The organism is Arthrobacter nitrophenolicus, assembly GCF_000332815.1.
GTDB classification, from domain to species: domain Bacteria; phylum Actinomycetota; class Actinomycetes; order Actinomycetales; family Micrococcaceae; genus Arthrobacter; species Arthrobacter nitrophenolicus.
This window is the reverse complement of record NZ_AOFD01000038.1, coordinates 1-20,777: the sequence shown is the minus strand read 5'-3', so window position 1 is coordinate 20,777 and position 20,777 is coordinate 1. Positions and strand designations below refer to the sequence as shown.

The window sequence follows — 20,777 nt, the reverse complement described above, 5'->3', positions numbered from 1 at the left end:
CTTTGCTTAGGAGTTGGAGGTGGTGGCGAGCCTCGGGTGGGCCAGCGCGGTGAGCCGGGAAAGTCCGACGCCGGCCAGCGACTGGACCTCGTCGGCCCCCACGGCGCCGCACTGGACGCCGCGCAGGACGAAGGCGGCCAGTGCCCGGGCGGTGGCGGGTTCGTCCATGATCCCGCCCTCGGTCTGCTCCACATAGTTCCGCAGCCGGGCTGCCGCGGCGGGCAGGCCCTGCCGGTAGAAGGCGTACGTGGCGGCGAACCTGCTGGGCAGCTGGGCAGGGTGCAGGTCCCAGCCCTGGTAGTAGCCGCGTTCCAGGGACCGCCGGACCAGCCGGCCGTGCAGCTGCCAGGCGTTCTCCACGTTGTCGCCCACGGGGATGATGTTGGTGGAGCCGTCCGAAAGCCGGATGCCGGTGCCGGCCACCGCGAGCTGCATGACCTCCTTGGCGAAGTCCGCCACGGGATGCTCCATGGACTGGTACTCCGCGGAGATCTGCAGCGACGCCGAGTAGTCGTAGGTGCCGTAGTGCAGGCCGCTGATCCGGCCGGGCACGGCGTGCGGCAGCTGCGCCACCGGTGATGTGCCCTCGGGACCCAGGATGAGCTGGGGCGTTTCCACCTGGACCTCGAAGCGCAGCCGGCCGGCGGGCAGCGAGTGCACCTGCTCCAGCCGGGACACGGCATAGTCCATGGCCTGGACCTGCGCAACGGTGGTCACCTTGGGCAGGGTGAGGACCAGGCCCTCCGGCAGTTCGCCAGCGGCGGCCAGGTCGGAGACGAACAGGTCCAGGGTGCGCAGGCCGCGGCCCCGGGTGTGCGCTTCGAAGCACTTGAAGCGGATGCCGATGAACGGGGGCGCGGACCCGGCCGCGACTGCGGCGGCCACCGCGGAAGCCGCTGATACCGCGGCGGCGTCCTCGGCGTCGTCACCCCTGTCCCCGAACCCGTCCTCGAAGTCCAGCCGCAGGTCCTCGATGGGTTCGGACGCCAGCTTGGCCTCCACCCGTGCGGCGACGGCCTCTGCCAGGCCGGGCTCCTGGCCCAGCAGGGTCCCCAGCTTCCCGAAGCCGCCGTGGGCCTCAACGGCCGCCTTCGCTTCGGCCCCCCATTCGGCAGCGAGCGACGGCGTGAAGCGGTCCGCGGGCACGTACACCGTGTGCACGGGCTGCCGGGAGCCGTCGTCGCCGGGGTAGTTGTGCTCCAGTAGCCGGTCCGTGGCGGCCAGCTGGCCGTCGATGTGCGCCAGGTCCCCCGGCGTGAGCGAGGGCTTGGGTGTTGCGGGCATGCCTCAGCCCACCAGTTCGTAGGCGGGGGTGGTGAGGAAGTCGGTGTAGTCGTCCGAGAGGCAGATGTCCCCGATGAGTTCGCTGGCCGGCTGGTAGTAGCGCCGGAACGCCTCGTCGCCGAATTCGGTGCGGAGCCGTTCGGTCTCCTCGCCCAGGATCCGCTCCACGAGTTCCTTGGTCACGGTGTTGCCCGTGTCCGCCAGGACCGACTTGTTCCGGATCTGCTGCCACACCTGGGAGCGGGAGATTTCGGCGGTGGCGGCATCCTCCATCAGGTTGTGGATGGCCACGGCGCCGTTGCCGGAGAGCCAGACGGCGGTGTAGGCCACGGCCACGTAGAGGTTCAACCGCAGGCCGGCCTCGGTGACCTGGCCTTCGGCGGAGGAGACATCCAGCAGCTGGTCTGCAGTGACGTTGACCTCCGGGCGCTGCTTGTCCAGCTGGTTGGGCTTGCTTCCCAGCACCGAGTCGAAGACCTCGCGGCAGGTGGGAACCAGGTCCGGGTGGGCAACCCAGGAGCCGTCGAACCCGTCGTTCGCCTCGCGGGTCTTGTCTGCCCGGACCTTCGCGAAGGCGGCCTCGGTCACCTCCGGGTGGCGGCGGTTCGGAATGACGGCGGCCATGCCGCCCATGGCGAAGGCGCCGCGCTTGTGGCAGGTCTTGACCAGCAGTTCGGTGTAGGCGCGCATGAACGGCGCGGTCATGGCCACCGAGGCGCGGTCCGGCAGGACGAACTCTTCGCCGGCGTCGCGGAAGTACTTGATGAGGCTGAACAGATAGTCCCAGCGGCCTGCGTTCAGGCCGGAGGCGTGGTCCCGGAGCTCGTAGAGGATCTCGTCCATCTCGAAGGCGGCCGGAATGGTTTCGATCAGCACCGTGGCGCGGATGGTGCCCTGGTGCAGGCCCAGGAAGTCCTGCGCGAAGACGAACACGTCATTCCAGAGCCGGGCCTCGAGGTGGCTCTCCATCTTGGGCAGGTAGTAGTACGGCCCGTGCCCGTTGAGGACCAGCTGCTTGGCCACGTGGTAGAAGTGCAGGCCGAAGTCCACCAGCGCACCCACCGCGGGTTCGCCGTCGATCAGCAGGTGCTTTTCCTGCATGTGCCAGCCGCGGGGGCGGGCCACCACGACGGCGAGCGGCGCGTCGGTGCGGAGCCGGTACTCCTTGCCCTCATCGGAGGTGTAGCTCAGGGTGCCCTGCGCGGCGTCGCGGAGGTTGAGGATGGCGTCGATGACGTTGCCCCAGGTGGGGGTGCTGGCATCCTCAAGGTCCGCGAGCCACACCTTGGCGCCGGAGTTCAGGGCGTTGATGGCCATCTTCGCCGGCGACGCCGGTCCGGTCATTTCCACCCGGCGGTCCTGCAGGGCTGCCGGTGCCGGCGCGACCTTCCAGTCGCCGTCGCGCACGGCCTGGGTTTCCGGCAGGAAGTCCAGCTTTCCGGTCTCGGCGACGCGCTGCCGCTTGGCGGCGCGGGCCGCCAGCAGCTCGTTGCGGGTTCCGGCAAAGCGCTTGTGAAGCTCCTCCACGAAAGCCAGCGCCTTGGGGGTGAGGATCTCCTCGGCGCGGTTGATCGGCCGGGGATCTGTGACGGTGATGGCCATTTCTGGTCCTTTCCTATGGCTGGAAGTCGGGCGGTCAGGCGTTGGCGAGGGCGGCCACGGGAACCTCGGCGGCCTCCGTGCCCTTGGTTGCCACGTTGGCGGAACGGGCGGCCGCTGCCACTGCTGCAGCCACGTCGGCGGCCACGTGGGGATCGAAGACGCTGGGGATAATGTAGCTGGCATTGAGCTCGTCGTCAGCAACCCGGTTGGCGATTGCCTCGGCGGCGGCCACCAGCATCTCCGGCGTGATGTCGCTTGCCCCGGCGTCCAGCAGGCCGCGGAAGAAGCCCGGGAAGGCCAGCACGTTGTTGATCTGGTTCGGGAAGTCGCTGCGGCCGGTGGCCACCACGGCGGCGTGCTTCGACGCGATGACCGGGTCGATCTCCGGGGTGGGGTTGGCCATGGCGAAGACGATCGCGTCCTCGGCCATGGAGGCCACCTGCTCCTCGCCGATGACGTGCGGGGCGCTGACGCCGATGAACACGTCGGCGCCCTTGAGGGCGTCGTGGAGGCTGCCGGAGAAGCCGTCCTGGTTGGTGTTCGCGGCAATCCAGGTGCGGTGTTCGTCGTCGTACTTTTCGCCCGCGTGGATGGCGCCCGAGCGGCCGGCGGCGATGATGTGCTGCGCGCCCTGGGCCTTGAGGAGCTGGATGATGGCGGAGCCGGCGGCGCCGACGCCCGAGACGACGATCTTCACCGCGCTGAGCTTCTTGCCCACCACGCGCAGGGCGTTGACCAGTGCGGCCTGGGTGACGATCGCGGTGCCGTGCTGGTCGTCATGGAAGACCGGGATGTCCAGTTCCTCGCGGAGCCGGTTCTCGATCTCGAAGCAGCGGGGAGCGGCGATGTCCTCCAGGTTGATGCCGCCGTAGACCGGCGCCATGGCCTTGGCGATCCGGATGATTTCCTCGGTGTCCTGGGTGTCCAGGCAGACCGGCCAGGCGTCCACGTTGGCGAACTGCTTGAACAGCGCGGCCTTGCCCTCCATGACGGGAAGGGCGGCGGCGGGGCCGATGTTGCCCAGGCCCAGGACGGCCGAACCGTCCGTGAGGACTGCGATGGTGTTGCGCTTGACGGTCAGGTTGCGGGCCGCTGCCGGGTCCTCGGCGATGGCGAGGCAGACGCGTGCGACGCCGGGAGTGTAGGCGCGGGAAAGATCGTCGCGGTTGCGCAGGGCCACCTTGGGGACGACCTCCAGCTTGCCGCCCAGGTGCATCAGGAAGGTGCGGTCCGAGACGTGCTGGACCGTGACGCCGTCGAGCGCGTTCAGGGCGTCCTTGACCCGCGCGGCGTGCGCGTCGTCGGTGGTGTTGCAGGTGACATCCACAACCAGGGTCTCGTGGTGGGACTCGCTGACGTCCAGTGCCGTGATGGCGGCGCCGGCTGCGCCGACGGCTGCGGCCAGTTCGCTGGTGGCGCTGAAGCTTGACGGTGCTTCCACGCGCAGGGTGATCGAATTTCCGGGGCTGGGGTTCGCCATTGAATGTCCTCCTGTTGGGCCGTGTCCGGGCTGCTGATCAACTCGAATTTTTTCGTATTATGGATATTATTATCTACTTTGTGGAAAGACAAGCCCTGTTTGTGACTGATCGCATCCGCGCGGCCCGTGCTGTATCTTGAAACAACTAGGGCAACTCTTTTCACGATGCGGATAAGACTTGTCGGAATCCGAGCCACAGGAGACTTGGTTATGGCTGAGAAAGCCGCCGGAGGCGTGCAGTCCGTTGAGCGCGTCTTCGAACTTCTGGAATTGATCACCGACGCCGGCGGCGACGTCACGCTCAGTGAGCTGTCCTCGTCCACGGACCTGCCGCTGCCCACCATCCACCGGCTCCTGCGCACCCTCGTGTCCCTGGGCTACATCCGGCAGCTGCCCAACCGCCGCTATGCCCTGGGCCCGCGCCTGATCCGGCTGGGCGAGGGGGCCAACAAGCAGCTCGGCGCCCTGGCCCGACCGCAGCTCAAGACCCTGGTTGACCGGCTCGGCGAGACCTCCAACATGGCGGTGCTCGATTCGGACATGGTCATCTACGTGGCGCAGGTGCCGTCCCTGCATTCCATGCGCATGTTCACCGAGGTGGGGCGCCGGGCGCATACCCACGCCACCGGCGTCGGAAAGGCCATCCTTGCCCAGCTCGACGACGACGTGGTCCGCGGCATCGTTGCCCGTGCCGGCATGCCCACGCCCACGTCCAAGAGCATCGGCGATATCGACGACCTCCTCGCTGACCTGAAGCTCATCCGCGAGCGCGGCTACTCCATTGACGAGGAAGAGCAGGAGCTCGGCGTGCGCTGCTTTGCCATGGCCGTGCCCAATGCCCCCACGCCCACGGCCATTTCGGTCTCCGGCCCGGTGTCACGCGTGGACGAGCACTTCGCCGACAAGGCTGTTCCCGTCCTGCGCGAGGCGGCCGAAGCGATCTCCGCGGAGCTCAACCGCTCCTGACCATTTGATGGGCCCACGCCCGCAGGGTTCCCTGGCCGAGCTTGCGAGGTTAGGGGGCGGGTGGGGAGCGTTCGACGGCGGCCCGCACCTTTGGCGAAAAGGTGCGGGCCGCCGTCGCTTGCTTGTGGGGTCAGTGGTCGGAGGCCTTGGCGGAGGACTCGATCTTGACTTCCTTGCCGTCGCAGTCGATGAGCTTGCCGCCCTCGAAGCGGTCGCCGTCGGCCAGGCACTTCAGGTCCTCTTCCCGGACCACGCGCTCGGTGCCGGCCACGAACACGGACTGGTTCTCCGAGTTGCCCGCCTTCAGGTGGTTGAACAGCAGGTTCAGCAGGATGGCCATCACGGCGGCGGAGCTGATGCCGGAGTGGAAGATGGTGCCGAACCAGGACGGGAACTGGTCGTAGAAGGCGGGGGCGGCGATGGGGATCATGCCGAACCCGATGGAAGCCGCCACGATGATCAGGTTCATGTTGTTCTTGTACTCCACCTTGGCCAGGGTGCGGATGCCGCTGGCTGCCACGGTTCCGAAGAGTACGACGCCGGCGCCGCCCAGGACGGGGGTGGGAACCGCTGCGACCACCCGGCCGAGGACGGGCAGCAGGCCGAGGACCACCAGGATCAGGCCGCCGGCGCTGACCACGAAGCGGCTCTTCACGCCGGTGATGGCCACGAGTCCGACGTTCTGGGCGAAGGCGCTCTGGGTGAAGGAGTTGAACAGCGGGGAGATGGCGCTGGAGAGCATGTCCGCCCGGAGGCCGTCGCCGATCCGCTTGGAGTCCACCTTGGTGCCCACGATCTCGCCCACGGCGATGATGTCAGCGGACGTTTCGGTGAGGGTGACCAGGATGACGATCAGCATGGAGATGATGGCAGCGATCTCGAAGACCGGCGGGCCGAAGGCGAACGGGGTGGGGAAGGCGACGATTTCGCCCTGGCCCACCTTGGAGAAGTCGGCCATGCCAAAGACGAAGGCGATGAGGGTGCCCAGGACCATGGCGAGCAGGATGGACAGCCGGGAGATCGCGGCGCTGCCCACCTTGCTGAGTAGCAGGACGATGGCCATGGTGGCTGCTGCGAGGCCGATGTTGGCCATGCTGCCGTAGTTCGGGGCGGCCTTGTTGCCGCCCATGGCCCAGTTGGCCGCGACCGGCATCAGCGTGAGGCCGATGGTGGTGATGACCGTGCCCGTGACCACCGGCGGGAAGAACCGGATGATCTTCGAGAACAGCGGGGTGATCAGCAGGCCGATCAGCGATGCGGCGATGACGGATCCGAAGACCGCCTGGATTCCGCCGCCGCCGTGCACGATGGCCACCATGGTGGAGACCCCGGCGAAGGAGACGCCCTGGACCAGCGGCAGCTGCGAGCCGAAGAACGGAACACCGATGGTCTGGAGAATGGTGGCGAGGCCGCCGACGAACAGGCAGGCCGCAATGAGCAGGCCGATGTCCTGCGAACTCATGCCGGCCGCCGCGCCAATGATCAGGGGAGGGGCGATGATGCCGCCGTACATGGTGAGGACGTGCTGGAAGCCGTAGGCGAAGGTGCTTCCGATCGACAGGCGCTGGTCCTCGGGCCGGGCCTGCTGGGCCCCTTTACCGGCGGCCGCGGCGGCCAGTTTCTTCTTGGTGTTCATGGCAGACTTTCTGGTTCATGGCAGACGTCATCGTCTGGCTAACTGTGTCTGGCTAACGGGGGTAAGTCTCTGGGTTTCGACAGGCTCAACCACCGGTGGTTGAGCTTGTCGAAACCGGGTTTCGACCGGCTCAACCACCGGAAATGCAGGGTCTAGCAGAAGCCGGCGATGCCGGACCAGGCTGCGGGGGCCGGGGCGGCATCCTCGCGCTGGACGGTGGCCTCGATCAGGCCGTACGGGCGGTCCGCCGCGTAGAAGACCTCGTTCGGGTTGTCCAGGCCGAACGGGGTGAGGTCCACCAGGAAGTGGTGCTTGTTGGGCATGGAGAACTTGATCTCGTCGATCTCGCTGTGGGCCTCCAGGACCTTCTGGCCCATGTCGAACAGGGTCTGCTGCAGGGCATGGGAGTACTTCTCGGTGAAGCCTTCGAGCAGGAGCCCCTTGACGTCGTCGTAGCTCTTGTTGAAGTCAAGGGTGCTGAAATCGGTGCCGGTCTTGAAGCGCCAGCGGGCGGAGACGTCCGTGGCGAGGATGCGGTCCGTGGTTTCCGGCAGGGTGGTGTAGCGGTCCCGCGGGTAGCCGACGAAGCCGGACTGGGTGGACTTCAGGACGGTCAGGTCCTTGAGCCCGGAGACCAGGTGGGTGGTGGCGCCGTCGCGGACCAGGACTGCGGTCCGGACTTCCTGGCCGTTGCGGACGAACGAGTGGTCGTGTTCGCTGCCGTGTGCTGGATGCGGTTCCAGGCGTAGGACTCGGCCTCCCAGCGGCCGCCGGTGACCCAGTCGAAGCTGGACGTGAAGTGCTCGCCAAGGCGCAGCAGGAAGGCCTCGGGGGAGCCGACGCCGTCGCGGGCGAAGGCGTAGATGGTGTTCTTCTGGGTGTCCGTGGCCACCACGTGGGCGTTGTCGCCCTCCAGGTGGGCCGCGGTGAAGTCTCCCCGCAGCTGCGAGGTGACGTTCAGGTCCTCGATCTCGTGGCGGTTGGTGTCGCGGGTGATCTTGACGACGCGGACTTCGGCCTTGCCGTACTGGTTTTCGCCGAGGATGATCTTGCTGCTCATGGTCATTTCCCAATCTCCGGTAAGTGGAACCAAGGTTCCATCACTGAAATTAAGCGCGCGTTTCTGGCGCGTTTCCGGTGGAGCCGACCCAACAAAAAAGAGCCGGCATCCATTGATGCCAGCTCATTACGACCCTGCCTGCTGCTCCCAGGTTACGTGACGTGCGCCACGAGTTGCCTTCCAGCGTACCCCCGCAATCCGGTGGTGTACATCACAACGCCAAAATTCGTTTTGTGACCGGCGGGACTCCCGGCCCGTCGCCGGAGGCATTGACGCCCCGGCGGCAACGCCCGTACTCTTTTCACAGAGCAGAATTTGCTTTCCGCGATACGAAACAGAGGAGGACCAGATGTACCAGCAGGACAAGACCGCAACAGCACCGGCACCCGCGGCCCAACCTTCCGAGCAGGAGTTCTACCTCCCGCGCGGCGGCGGCATCGATCCGGATTTCTACGTGCCCGAGGACCGGGTCCACGAGCCCAGCCGTTTCTCGCGCTGGATCCACGCGCTGCCCGGCTTCAACCGCCGCTGACGCCGTCAGGATTCCGGACGCCCGGGCCATTCCTTCCCGGCCCAGGGGTCGTAATCGGCGATGAGCTTTTCCTGCGGCGGCCGCTCCGCCTCGGGAACGTGCTGCAGGTTCACCCGCACCCGGTACCAGAGCGAGCTTGAGCCGCGCATCCCGTCCACCAGCACGTCGGCCGGGGTGAGGGAAGGGACGACGGCGGCGTGCCGGGTTTTCCATTCGTCCAGCGCCGCCAGGGCCTCCGGCTTGGTCCGGGTCCGGGCCACTTCGATCAGCGGCATTGTTGACTGCCGGCGGCCGGAGCCGTTGGCTCCCCGCGGTGCCTTCTCGGCGGGACCCAGCTCCTTGGCGAGGGCCAGCAGCCCGTCAAGGGAACCAACGGCGTCGTCGATGCCCGCGTGCGGGTCGCCGATGGCCGCGAAGCGCTCCAGGATGGTGGGCACCGTGAACTGTTCCGGCCGTGCCGACCGGACCTCATCCCAGGACAGCGGGGTGGAGACCCGCGCATCCGGCAGTGCCCGGACCGAATAGGCGGAGGCCACCGTCCGGTCCTTGGCGTTCTGGTTGAAATCCACGAACACGCTTTCGCCGCGCTCTTCCTTCCACCACCGCGCCGTGGCCAGCCCCGGCGCGCGGTTCTCGACTTCGCGGGCCAGGGTCTCGGCGGCGAGCCGCACGTCCTTGTAGGACCACTGCGGGGCGATCCGCACCAGGATGTGCAGGCCCCGCGATCCGCTGGTCTTCGGCCATCCCGCCAGCCCGACGTCGTCGAGCACCTCCTGTGCCACATAGGCGACGTCCACGATCTGCGACCAGTCCACGCCCGGCATGGGGTCCAGGTCCACCCGCAGTTCGTCGGGGTGCTCCAGGTCCTCCGCCCGGACCGGATGCGGGTTGAGGTCCAGGCAGCCCAGGTTGATGACCCAGGCCAGGCCGGCCGCGTTCCGGATGACTGCTTCCTCCGCCGACGTCCCCGATGCGTAGTGCAGCGTTGTGGTGTCTATATAAGGAGGGTGGTTTTCCGGCACGCGCTTCTGGAAGAACGGTTCCTCACCGATGCCCTTGGGAAACCGCTTGAGCACCATCGGCCGGCCGCCCGCACCCCGCAGCGCGCCGTCGGCAACCGCCAGGTAGTACCGCACCAGGTCCAGCTTGGTCAGGCCGGGTTGCGGAAACACCACCTTGTCCGGGCTGGAGATGCGGACCTCTTCACCATCGATGTCCAGGATCTCGGCCGGCGTCTTTGACGGAGTCATGCGGCCACGCTAGCAACGATGTGATCCCGCGGGAAAGGCCCGTTTCGACGGTTCCCTTCGGAGACGACGTCGCCGATCATCGTGTGCGCAGGGAACCGTCGAAACGGCTGGTCGGGTCAGCCGTTGACGAGACGCCGGGCGGCAGCCGAGTGCTCCGCGATGAGCCCGGCGATGTCCAGTCCCGGAATCTGCCCGTCCACCACGCGCCACTGCCCGCCCACCATCACGCGGTCGGCCCGGTCCGCGGCGCACCGGAGCAGCGCGGCCACGGGATCGTGGCTGCCGGAGAACCGCAGGTCATCCAGGGTGAACAGGGCCAGGTCCGCCTGCATCCCCGGGGCCAGCTGGCCCAGCCCCGTCCGGCCCAGGACTGCGGCTGAACCGCGGGTCGCCCAGCTTAGGGCCCGCTCCACCGGGACGTCCGCGCCGTACCGGAGCCGCTGGAGGTACAGCGCCTGCCGGGCTTCCAGGATCATGTTCGAGGCATCGTTCGACGCCGAGCCGTCCACACCCAGCCCCACCGGGACACCCGCGTCCTCGAGTTCCAGGACGCGGGCCGTGCCCGAGGCCAGGCGCATGTTGGAGGTGGGGCAGTGCGCGACGGCGGTCCCGGCCGCCCCGAGCCTGCTGATCTCGGCGTCGCTGAAGTGGATGCCGTGGCCCAGCCAGGTGCGGTCCGTCAGCCAGCCGACGCTGTCCAGGTAGTCGACGGTCCGCAGCCCGAACATCTCCCGGCAGAAGTCCTCCTCGTCGAGGGTTTCGGCCAGGTGGGTGTGCAGCCGGACGTCCAGGCGCTCCGCGAGCGCCGCACTTTCGGCCATGATTTCCTTGGTCACCGAAAACGGCGAGCACGGGGCCAGTCCGATCTGGATCACCGCGTCCTCCCCGCGCTCGTGGTACCGGCCCACCAGGCGCTGGCTGTCCTCCAGCACCACCTCCGGGGCCTGCACCGTTGACTGCGGCGGCAGGCCGCCGTCGTCCGTCCCCAGGGTCATGGAGCCGCGCGTGAGCGTGGCCCGCATCCCCAGCCGGCGGACTGCCGCCACCTCGATATCGATGGCATCCTCCAGCCCCGCAGGAAGAGATAATGGTGGTCGGCGGCGGTGGTGCAGCCGGAGAGCAGCAGCTCCGCGAGGGCCACCGTGGCGGCGAGCTCAAGGTCCCTGGGAGTGAGCCGTGCCCAGACGGGGTACAGGTTCTGCAGCCAGGGGAAGAGCGGGGCGTTGGCCACCGGGCCCCAGGCGCGCGTGAGGGTTTGGTAGAAGTGGTGGTGCGTGTTGATGAGGCCGGGCAGCAGGACGTGCCGGCCGGCGTCGAAGATCTCCTGGACCGGCCCGGACGGCTGCTGGCCCGCGGCCAGCACTTCCTCGATCACGCCGCCGCTGACCACCAGTCCGCCCGACGCGTCCAGGCTGTTCGCGGTAAAGGCTGCCAGGGGATTCCGGATCCAGAGCCGGGAACTTTGGGCAGGGGAATGGTTCATGGGCTGTCCTTGTCTGAGCGCAGTTGCAGTAAATCCAGCTCAGTGAAGCCCTGTCTGCTGATCCAGGGGCCGCGCCGGGCTGCTCGAGGCGGACGGTGCGGGTGGGATCAGAGTAGGGTGCCGCCCCAAGCCCGTCAACGCCGCCGGATTGTGACTGCGCCAGCTTCTGCGCCAGGGTCCGCGGCAGTGAACCGCAGGAAACATGGATTTCACATTGCGGAATAAAGTTTTCAGAAAACTATGGCGCGGACCACAAACCGGTGCTAATCTCGATTCTGCCAAAGGCGGGCACCCGGTCTCCGGGAAGCTATCTACCAGGCGCAACTTAACCTTCACAGCACATGCTGAAGCCTGGTAACCGTCGCACCTGGTTCTACTGGTACTGCAAGCGGCACCGGGCTTCCCGGCAAAAGGAAGTCGCATCATGAGTACCACCGTCACGGCCGAGCAGTTTCTGGCCAGATCCATCCGGCTGGCAACGGCCAACGTCCTCAACAGCGGCGGGCCCTTCGGCGCCATGATCGTCACCGCGGACGGCAAAACGTTCGACGGCGTCAACCGCGTCACCGCGGACAACGATCCCACGGCCCACGCCGAAGTCACCGCAATCCGCACGGCCTGCCGCGAGCTCGGCACCTTCGACCTCAGCGGCGCCGTCCTCTACACCAGCTGCGAGCCGTGCCCCATGTGCCTGGCATCGGCGCTCTGGGCCCGCGTGGAGCGGGTGGTGTACGCCGCAGACCGGCACGACGCCGCATCCGTCGGCTTCGACGACGCCGTCTTCTACGAATACTTCAACAACCAGGACAGGGATTCCCTGATGCCGGTTTCCAAGCTCGAACTGGGCGATCCCCAGGCACCGGCACCGCTGGAACCGTTCAATACCTGGAATACGCTCGACTCCAGGATCGACTACTAGGCCCGGCGGCTCACCATGACCATCCTGGATTCCTCCCACGAGGAGCATTCGGCTCCAACACCCCACACCTCCCGGCCGGCACAGCGTTCCCCCAAGCCGCCGGCCTCCACCTCCCTCCTTGACCGCTTCTTCCACATCACGCAGCGCGGCTCAACGCTGGCGCGTGAATTCCGCGGCGGCCTGGTCACGTTCTTCACCATGGCGTACATCGTCATCCTGAACCCCCTCATCCTGGGCGGCTTCAGCGCGGACAACGCCCCCACCGACGTGGCCGGGGGCTGGCTCTCCGCAGCGCAGGTCGGGGCGGTCACCGGCCTCACCGCCGGCGTCATGACCATCCTGTTCGGCCTGGTGGCGAACCTTCCCTTCGGCCTCGCCGCAGGACTGGGCATCAACTCGTTCCTGGCCGTCTCCGTGATCCAGGAAGTCACCTGGGCCGAGGCAATGGGCCTGGTGGTGATCAACGGCATCCTGATCGTGCTGTTCGGCGTCACCGGCGCCCGTACCGCCATCTTCCGGGCCGTCCCCAAGGAACTGAAGGCCGCCATCACCGTGGGCATCGGCCTGTTCATCGCGTTCATCGGCTTCGTGGACTCCGGCTTTGTCCGGCCCACCGCCGGCGGGCCGCCCGTGCAGCTGGGCGACGGCGGCTCCATCACCTCCGTGCCCACGCTCGTGTTCGTCGTCGGCCTGCTCAGCATGGGCATCCTGGTGGCGCGCAAGGTCCAGGGCGGGCTCCTCATCGGCATCGTGGGCACCACCGTGCTCGCCGCCGTCGTCGAAGCCGTCTTCAAGATCGGCCCGGCCAGCGCCACCAACCCCGGCGGCTGGCACCTGAACACCCCGGTCCTCTCCGGGCAGCTGGTATCCGCCCCGGACCTGGGCCTGGTGGGCCAGTTCGACCTCTTCGGCTCGTTCGCCCGGATCGGCGGACTCGCGGCCACCATGCTGGTGTTCACCCTGGTCTTCACCAACTTCTTCGACGCCATGGGCACCATGACCGGCCTGGCCAAGAGCGCCGGCGTGGCCCACAAGGACGGCACGTTCCCGCGGCTCAAGTCGGCCTTCATCGTCGAAGGCTTCGGCGCGGTGGCCGGTGGTGCCACCTCCGGCTCGTCCAACACCGTCTACATCGACTCCGCGGCCGGCATCGGCGAGGGCGCCCGCACCGGCCTGGCATCGGTGGTCACGGGCGTGCTGTTCCTCGGCTCGATGTTCCTCACCCCGCTCACCAGCGTGGTTCCGCTCGAGGTGGCCGCCGCTGCCCTGGTGGTGGTGGGCGCCATGATGATGGCCCAGATCCGCGAGATCAAGTTCAGCAAGTTCAGCGTGGCGCTGCCGGCGTTCCTCACCATCGTGACCATGCCGCTGAGCTACTCCATCGCCAACGGCATCGGCGTCGGCTTCGTCAGCTGGGCCATCATCGGCGCGGCATCCGGCAAGGCCAAGAAGATCCACCCGCTGATGTGGGCGGTCAGCGCCGGGTTCCTGGTGTACTTCGCCCGCGGACCCATCAACGTCCTGCTCGGCGGCTGACCTGCCGCTTTCCCGGCCGTTTGGGACATCCGCACCCGCCACCCGGGTGCGGATGTCCCGGCCCTCAGCTTTTCCGAACCACTTGCTTTCAGAACCACCTGACAGGAACGACAATGGACACCACCGCCGCGCGGAAGAAGGAGTGCCGCCATGCTTGACCTGATCCCTTCCCTAAGCGCCTGGCTGCCCCAACTCGCGCAGCAGCCGTTCGCGGTGGCAACCATCGTCTCCGCCACCGGGTCGGTTCCGCGGCCCGTGGGCACCTCCATGATCGTCACGGAGTCCGGGAGCGTGCTGGGCAGCCTGTCCGGCGGCTGCGTGGAGGGCGCCGTGGTGGCGCTCGCCCAGGACGCAATGGACGACGGCGGGACCCGCCGCCAGGCGTTCGGCTTCAGTGCCGCCGACGCCTTCGCCGCCGGACTCACCTGCGGCGGGCGGCTGGACATCCACGTCGAACCGGTGCCCGCGGACGACGACGCGCCGCTGCGGACCGCCCTGCACCTGCTCGCAGGCTTCGGCGCGGACGAACCCGTGGCCCTGGTGCGCCGGCTGGGCAGCCGGGGAGGCGCCGCCGTCGTGGTGCCCGATCCGGCAGCGATTCACGGTTCCGCCCTGGATCCGGCGGGCGTGGACAGCGGGTCCCGCCTCCGCGTCGAGGCCCTCGTCCGCAGCGGCGGGACCGGCGTCGTCAAGGTGGACCCGCCCGGCGGTTGCCCGCCGGACTGGAACCCGGACCACGCCCCGGACGGCGACGCAGCCGCCATCCTGGTGGAATCCCGCCTCGCCCCGCCGCGGATGCTGGTGTTCGGCGCCAACGACTTCGGCGCCGCCCTGGTCCCGGCTGCCAGGCTTCTCGGCTACCACGTGACCCTCGTGGATGCCCGCCCCGCCTTCACCTCCCAGCCGCGGTTCGCGGCGGCCGATGACGTGGTGACGGACTGGCCGCACCGCTACCTGGCCGAGGAATCGTCGGCAGGACGGCTGGACAGCCGCACCGTGGTTGCCGTGCTGTCCCACGACCCCAAATTCGACCTTCCGCTGCTGGAAACGGCGCTGGCCCTGGACCTCGCCTACGTGGGTGCCATGGGCTCCCGCCGCAGCCACCTGCAGCGGGTGGACCACCTGCTTGCCGCCGGCGTCCGGCCCGAACGGATCGCCGAACTTCACTCGCCCATCGGACTGGACCTCGGCGCGGTCACCCCCGCGGAAGTGGCGGTGTCCATCACCGCCGAGCTTCTCGCATCCCGCAACCGCGCCGCCCGCTGCATCCCGCTGCGGGACAGTTCCGGTCCCATCCACCGGCAGCCCGCATCCGGGCAGCCCCGCACCGCCACCCCACAGGAGATCGCATGGACATGAACACCATTGAGGCGGTGGTTCCCACCACCGACCCCGCAGAATGGCGCGACGGCGACGCCTGGCTGGCCGGCGGAACCGTCCTGTTCTCCTACGGCAGCCTCGCCTTCGGCCCCCGGCCACTGCGCCGCCTCCTCGACCTCGGCACCGCCGGCTGGACGGCCGTCACTGTGTCCGGTGACGGCATCGACCTCGCCGCGACATGCACCGTTGCCGAGCTGTACAGGCTTCCGGAGTCAGCCGAAGCCGCGGGCCGCCCCTGGCCCGGGCTGGACCTGGTCCGGCCGTGCTGCGATTCGTTCGTGGCCTCCTTCAAGGTCTGGAACACGTCCACGGTGGGCGGCAACCTCTGCACCTCGTTGCCGGCCGGGCCCATGATCTCGCTCTGCGCCGGGCTGGACGGTGTGGCCACCATCCTGGGACCCGGCGGCGCCAGCCGCACTGTTCCCGTGGCGGATTTCGTCACCGGCGACATGAAGAACTGCCTGGCACCCGGCGAGCTGCTGCGCAGCATCCACCTCCCGGCGTCGGCCCTTGCCTCCCGGGTGGCGTTCCGCCGCCTCTCGCTGAGCAACCTCGGCAGGTCCGGGGTGCTCCTCATCGGACGGCTCGACGGCGGGACCTCCCTGGTCCTCACCGTCACGGCCGCCACCAAGCGGCCCGTGCAGCTGCGCTTCGACGGGCTCCCGGAACAGCACCAGTTGGCGGCGGCACTCGATGACGGGATACCGCAGGAGCTCTACCACGACGACATCCACGGACTGCCGGCCTGGCGCCGGGACATGACCTACCGGCTCGCCGAGGAAATCCGCGCCGAACTCGGCGCCCCGGAAGGGGCAACCGGGCTGCAGGCCTCCGGAGACTTCTGGCCGCCCCGGGCGCTTCCACCGCTGGCCGGCCGCGACGCACTTTCGAAAGGGGCCTGAACATGGCCATCGAGATCAACGGAACAACAGCGGACGCCGCACCCCGCCCGGGGCAGTGCCTCCGGACCTTCCTGCGCGAGCAGGGCGCCCTCGGCGTGAAGAAGGGCTGCGACGGCGGCGACTGCGGTGCATGCACCGTCCACGTGGACGGCACCCCGGTGCACAGCTGCATCTATCCCGCCGTGCGGGCAGAAGGACACGCCGTCACCACCATCGAGGGCCTGGCCGCCACGTCCGGCGGCGAGCTCCATCCCGTCCAGCAGCAGTTCCTTGAACGGCAGGGCTTCCAGTGCGGCTTCTGCACCGCCGGCATGGTGATGACCGCCGCCACGTTCGACGACGAACAACGGGACAACCTGCCCCGGAACCTCAAGGGCAACCTCTGCCGGTGCACCGGATACCGGGCCATCGGGGATGCAGTCTGCGGCCACGCCGGCCACCCCGATCCGCACGGACCGGGCTCCGGCATCGCCGGGGAAGGCCAGCCTGTTCCCGAACCCGGCCGGCTGGGCGACGACGTCCCGGCCCCCGCCAGCCGGGCCGTGGTCACCGGCGCCGCCCGCTACACCCTGGACATCCCGGCGGACCAGCAGCGGGCCCTGCTGCACATGAAGATCCTCCGCTCGCCGCACGCGCATGCGCGGGTCATCTCCATCAACAAGGACGCGGCCCTGCAGGTACCGGGCGTCGTGGCAGTCTTCACCTCCGAGGATTCCCCGGCCCAGGCGTTCTCCACCGCGCAGCACGAGCTGTTCACCGACGACCCGGACGATACCCGCGTGCTGGATGATGTGGTGCGGTTCATCGGGCAGCGGGTGGCCGCCGTCGTCGCCGAATCCGTTGCCGCCGCCGAAGCGGGCGTCCGCGCCCTGCAGGTGGAATACCGGGAACTGCCGGCGGTCTTTTCGCCGCAGGACGCCCTGGAACCCGGCGCGCCGCTGGTGCACGGCGACAAGGACGGCACCACTGCCCGGATCTCCCGGCCGGACCGCAACGTGGTGGCTGAACTCCACTCCGAACTGGGCAGCGTGGCAGAGGGTTTCGCTGCCGCCGACTTCGTCCACGAGCAGACCTACCGCACCCAGCGCGTCCAGCACGTCGCACTGGAAACGCATGCCGCCATCGCCTCGGTGGACGAAGACGGCCGGCTCCAGGTGCGCACGTCCAGCCAGGTCCCCTTCCTGGTCCGCCGCACGCTGTGCCGGGTGTTCGGGCTGGAGGAGGACAAGGTCCACGTGGTGGCCGGCCGCGTTGGCGGCGGGTTCGGCGGCAAGCAGGAGGTGCTGGTGGAAGACCTCGTGGCGCTGGCAGCCCTGAAGCTGCAGCGGCCGGTCCAGCTGGAACTGACCCGCACCGAGCAGTTCACCGCCACCACCACCCGCCACCCCTTCACCATCAAGCTCAAGGCCGGCGCCACAGCGGCGGGCGACCTGACCGCCCTGGAACTGGACGTCCTCACCAACACCGGCGCCTACGGCAACCACGGCCCGGGTGTCATGTTCCACGGGTGCGGCGAGTCCCTGGCCGTGTACAAGTGCGCCAACAAAAAAGTGGACGCGCACGCCATGTACACCAACACCGTGCCGGCCGGCGCGTTCCGCGGATACGGGCTGAGCCAGATGATCTTCGCCATCGAATCCGCCATGGATGAGCTGGCTGCGGGCATCGGGATGGACCCGCTGGAGTTCCGCCGCCGGAACATGGTCCGCGAGGGCGACCACATGCTGTCCACCCAGCCGGAACCGGAGGAGGACGTCCACTACGGCAGCTACGGCCTGGACCAGTGCCTCGACCTGGTCCGCGACGCCCTGGAACGCGGCCGGGAACGCTACCGGGCCGCCGGCCTGGACGAGCTGGGCCCGGATTGGCTGACCGGGGAAGGTGCGGCGCTGTCCATGATCGACACCGTCCCGCCGCGCGGCCACTTTGCCCACTCCAAGCTGCGGCTCCTGCCGGACGGAACGTACCAGGCCGACGTCGGGACCGCCGAATTCGGCAACGGCACCACCACCGTCCACGCCCAGCTCGCCGCCACCGCGCTGTCCACCGTCGCCTCCAGGGTGGCGGTACGGCAGTCGGACACGGACCTGATCGAGCACGATACCGGCGCGTTCGGTTCGGCCGGCACCGTGGTGGCAGGGAAAGCCACTCTTGCAGCGGCCGAGGAACTGGCCGTCCGCATCCGGGCCTTCGCAGCCGGCATCCGGCAGACCCAGGCCGCCGCGTGCGTCCTGGACGGGGACGCGGTGGTGATCGACGGGACGCCCCTGGCGCTGGCGGAACTGGCGCAGGCGGCCGCGGAAGCCGGCGTCGAACTTGCCGCCGAGGGCCGCTGGGGCGGGACCCCGCGTTCCGTGGCCTTCAACGTCCACGGCTTCCGGGTGGCCGTGAACCGCGGGACCGGCGAGCTGAAGATCCTGCAGAGCGTGCAGGCTGCTGACGCCGGCGTGGTGGTCAACCCGCGCCAGTGCCGGGGCCAGATCGAGGGCGGTGTTGCCCAGGCCATCGGTGCCGCGCTGTATGAGGAAGTGGTGGTGGACGACGCCGGCAAGGTCACCACGGACATCCTGCGGCAGTACCATATCCCCACCTTCGCGGACGTGCCGCGCAGCGAGGTGTACTTCGCCGAAACCAACGATTCCCTGGGCCCGCTCGGCGCGAAATCCATGAGCGAAAGCCCCTTCAACCCGGTGGCACCCGCCCTGGCCAACGCCATCCGCAACGCCACCGGCGTGCGGTTCGCGTCCCTGCCCATCGCCCGGGACCGGATCTACCTGGGGCTGAAGGAGGCGGGGCTGGTCCCCGCGGAGCGGGTGCTGTCCTGAGGCGTCGCGGGGACACAAAATGCCTGCCCGGGCGACGTCTTTGGGCCGGATGTGGCCCCGCGTTGCATATAGTCGAGGGATGGAACAGCGGATTTTAGGCAAGACCGGGCGGAATGTGTCCGTCGTGGGGCTGGGCACGTGGCAGCTTGGGGCTGACTGGGGCAACGTGGACCCGGCCCAGGCGCAGGCCATCCTGGCGGCTTCCGTGGAGGCGGGCGTCACCATCTTCGACACCGCGGACGTCTACGGGGACGGGCGCAGCGAGCAGGCCATCGGCAAGTTCCTGGCGGACAACCCCGGGCTGGACATCACCGTGGCCACCAAGATGGGCCGCCGGGTGGACCAGCGGCCGGAAAACTATACCCTCGCCAACTTCCGCCAGTGGGTGGACCGCTCCCGGACCAACCTCGGCACCGACACCCTGGACCTGGTCCAGCTGCACTGCCCGCCTACTCCCGTCTACAGCAACGCCGAAGTCTACGACGCACTGGACACCCTGAAGGCCGAGGGCGCCATCAGCGACTACGGCGTCAGCGTGGAACGGACGGACGAAGCCCTCGAAGCGATCCGGCACGACGGCACGGCCTCGGTCCAGATCATCCTGAACGCCTTCCGGCTCAAGCCGCTGGACGAAGTACTTCCGGCCGCGAAGGCCGCGAACGTTGGCATCATCGCCCGGGTGCCGCTGGCCTCCGGCCTGCTGTCCGGCAAGTACTCCAAGGAAACCTCGTTCGCCGCGGACGACCACCGGAACTACAACCGCAACGGCGAGTCCTTCGACGTCGGGGAAACCTTCTCCGGCGTGGACTACGAGCTGGGGCTGAAGGCCGTGGCGGAATTCGAGCAGCTGGTCCCCGCGGGCGCCACCACCGCGCAGGCGGCGATCGCCTGGATCGCCGCGCAGGACGGCGTCACCACGGTAATTCCCGGTGCCCGGAACGTGGAGCAGGCGGCGGCGAACGCCGCCGCCGCGTCAGTGGCCATCAGCGAGGAGTTCGACGGCGGCGTCCACTGGATCTACGACCACTACTTCCGCGAGGCCATCCACCCGCGCTGGTAGCCGATCACCAATGGGTTCCGCTGCAGACCTCGACGCCTTCATCGGCCGGCTGGCTGCGGTGGAACCCGGGCCGGCATGCACCAACTTCTTCGACTACTCAATGCCGGAGAACGCCGTCCGCCGGGCGAACCTGCGGCTGTACCTCTCGGAGATGCTTGACCGGTCGCCGGAGGTGCTGCTGGTAGGCGAGGCGCCCGGCTTCCGGGGCATGCGCATCACCGGGGTCCCGTTCACCAACCGGACCATGTTTGAGGGGCCTCCCAACAGCTTCGGCCTGTTCGGTGCGGGCAAGGGATACGTCCTGCCGTCGGACGCCGCGGGTGTCCCGGCCGAGCCGACGGCAACCGTGATGTGGCAGGTCCTGGCCGAACTCGAGTTCATTCCCCTGCTGTGGAGCGCCTTCCCCTGGCATCCGCACCTGCCCGGGCAGCCTGGGACCAACCGGACGCCACGACCGGCTGAAACAGCCTTGGGGACGACGTTCTGGCAGGCGCTGGTTGAGCTGTTCGCCATCCGCAGGCTCGTGGCGGTGGGCAACGTGGCGCACCGCAGCCTGCAGCGGGCGGGCCTGGACGTGCCCAAGGTCCGGCACCCGTCCCACGGCGGCCGGGCCGGCTTCCGGCAGGGCCTGCAGGAACTGCTAGCGAAGTAGGCCCAGCTGGTCCTGGGTGTCCACGTCCTCGCCGGTGGACTGGTCGCTGCAGTCCACCTCGTCCACCAGTTCAGGATGCGACCCCAGGAAGGCGCGCGCCCCGGCGTCGCCGGTCACTGTGGCGCTGACCGCCTTCCGCAGCGAGGCGTCGATGAGCAGGGGATGGCCGCGGCGCAGCGCGGGCGGCAGGCCGGCGTCGGGCGCCTGCCT

Annotated in this window: 14 protein-coding genes and 3 pseudogenes; 9 read left to right on the top strand and 8 right to left on the bottom strand. The window is 68.6% G+C overall.

Features of this window, described 5'->3' with window-relative positions; genetic code table 11:
* Nucleotides 1-6: 6 nt before the first annotated feature.
* The 3 genes from G205_RS13740 to G205_RS13730 are packed head-to-tail and all read right to left on the bottom strand — an operon-like array spanning nucleotide 7 to nucleotide 4,366.
* Complete coding sequence (locus G205_RS13740) at nucleotides 7-1,284, bottom strand: DUF6986 family protein (RefSeq protein ID WP_009358501.1); 1,278 nt, start codon at nucleotides 1,282-1,284, stop codon at nucleotides 7-9.
* 3 nt (nucleotides 1,285-1,287) lie between these two features.
* Complete coding sequence (gene aceB / locus G205_RS13735) at nucleotides 1,288-2,886, bottom strand: malate synthase A (RefSeq protein WP_009358500.1); 1,599 nt, start codon at nucleotides 2,884-2,886, stop codon at nucleotides 1,288-1,290.
* A 34-nt stretch (nucleotides 2,887-2,920) separates the two neighbouring features.
* A complete protein-coding gene (locus G205_RS13730; protein ID WP_009358499.1) occupies nucleotides 2,921-4,366 on the bottom strand; it encodes an NAD-dependent malic enzyme in 1,446 nt (481 codons plus the stop codon).
* Nucleotides 4,367-4,576: 210 nt separating this feature from the next.
* Between G205_RS13730 and G205_RS13725 the strand changes: the two genes are divergently transcribed.
* Nucleotides 4,577-5,332, top strand: a complete 756-nt coding sequence (locus G205_RS13725; RefSeq protein WP_009358498.1) for an IclR family transcriptional regulator — start codon at nucleotides 4,577-4,579, stop codon at nucleotides 5,330-5,332.
* 130 nt (nucleotides 5,333-5,462) lie between these two features.
* Here G205_RS13725 and G205_RS13720 read toward each other — a convergent pair whose 3' ends face one another.
* Both G205_RS13720 and pucL read right to left on the bottom strand, forming a co-directional pair.
* Nucleotides 5,463-6,968 carry a nucleobase:cation symporter-2 family protein gene (locus G205_RS13720; RefSeq protein WP_009358497.1) on the bottom strand — a complete coding sequence of 502 codons (1,506 nt, stop codon included), beginning with the start codon at nucleotides 6,966-6,968 and terminating at the stop codon, nucleotides 5,463-5,465.
* Nucleotides 6,969-7,120: 152 nt separating this feature from the next.
* A pseudogene (gene pucL / locus G205_RS13715) lies at nucleotides 7,121-8,034 on the bottom strand (factor-independent urate hydroxylase).
* A gap of 343 nt (nucleotides 8,035-8,377) precedes the next feature.
* Between pucL and G205_RS13710 the strand changes: the two are divergent.
* Nucleotides 8,378-8,560 carry a hypothetical protein gene (locus tag G205_RS13710; protein WP_009358496.1) on the top strand — a complete coding sequence of 61 codons (183 nt, stop codon included), beginning with the start codon at nucleotides 8,378-8,380 and terminating at the stop codon, nucleotides 8,558-8,560.
* 5 nt (nucleotides 8,561-8,565) lie between these two features.
* Here the strand turns inward: G205_RS13710 and ligD are convergent, their stop codons facing one another.
* Together ligD and G205_RS13700 are read right to left on the bottom strand one after the other, a co-directional pair.
* Entirely contained in the window at nucleotides 8,566-9,810 is a 1,245-nt protein-coding gene (ligD, locus tag G205_RS13705) for a non-homologous end-joining DNA ligase (protein ID WP_009358495.1), read from the bottom strand.
* 116 nt (nucleotides 9,811-9,926) lie between these two features.
* A pseudogene (locus G205_RS13700) lies at nucleotides 9,927-11,293 on the bottom strand (8-oxoguanine deaminase).
* A 424-nt stretch (nucleotides 11,294-11,717) separates the two neighbouring features.
* Here G205_RS13700 and G205_RS13695 point away from each other — a divergent pair.
* The 7 genes from G205_RS13695 (at nucleotide 11,718) to G205_RS13665 (ending at nucleotide 20,567) form a co-directional block, all read left to right on the top strand.
* On the top strand, nucleotides 11,718-12,212 hold the full coding sequence (locus G205_RS13695; RefSeq protein ID WP_009358494.1) for a nucleoside deaminase: 495 nt from the start codon (nucleotides 11,718-11,720) through the stop codon (nucleotides 12,210-12,212).
* A gap of 15 nt (nucleotides 12,213-12,227) precedes the next feature.
* Nucleotides 12,228-13,748, top strand: a complete 1,521-nt coding sequence (locus tag G205_RS13690; protein ID WP_009358493.1) for an NCS2 family permease — start codon at nucleotides 12,228-12,230, stop codon at nucleotides 13,746-13,748.
* Nucleotides 13,749-13,898: 150 nt separating this feature from the next.
* Entirely contained in the window at nucleotides 13,899-15,107 is a 1,209-nt protein-coding gene (locus G205_RS13685) for an XdhC family protein (protein WP_009358492.1), read from the top strand.
* Complete coding sequence (locus G205_RS13680) at nucleotides 15,098-16,030, top strand: FAD binding domain-containing protein (protein ID WP_009358491.1); 933 nt, start codon at nucleotides 15,098-15,100, stop codon at nucleotides 16,028-16,030. The genes G205_RS13685 and G205_RS13680 overlap by 10 nt, the downstream gene beginning before the upstream one ends.
* A gap of 2 nt (nucleotides 16,031-16,032) precedes the next feature.
* A complete protein-coding gene (locus G205_RS13675; protein WP_009358490.1) occupies nucleotides 16,033-18,855 on the top strand; it encodes a molybdopterin-dependent oxidoreductase in 2,823 nt (940 codons plus the stop codon).
* 79 nt (nucleotides 18,856-18,934) lie between these two features.
* Nucleotides 18,935-19,915 (top strand): aldo/keto reductase, encoded by a 981-nt coding sequence (locus G205_RS13670; protein ID WP_009358489.1) that lies wholly within the window; start codon nucleotides 18,935-18,937, stop codon nucleotides 19,913-19,915.
* A gap of 10 nt (nucleotides 19,916-19,925) precedes the next feature.
* Nucleotides 19,926-20,567 carry a uracil-DNA glycosylase gene (locus tag G205_RS13665; RefSeq protein WP_009358488.1) on the top strand — a complete coding sequence of 214 codons (642 nt, stop codon included), beginning with the start codon at nucleotides 19,926-19,928 and terminating at the stop codon, nucleotides 20,565-20,567.
* On the opposite strand, the pseudogene G205_RS13660 reads toward G205_RS13665, so the two are convergent.
* Nucleotides 20,556-20,777: pseudogene (locus G205_RS13660) on the bottom strand (nucleotidyltransferase family protein); the annotation flags it as partial. The gene G205_RS13665 and the pseudogene G205_RS13660 sit on opposite strands and share 12 nt — an antisense overlap.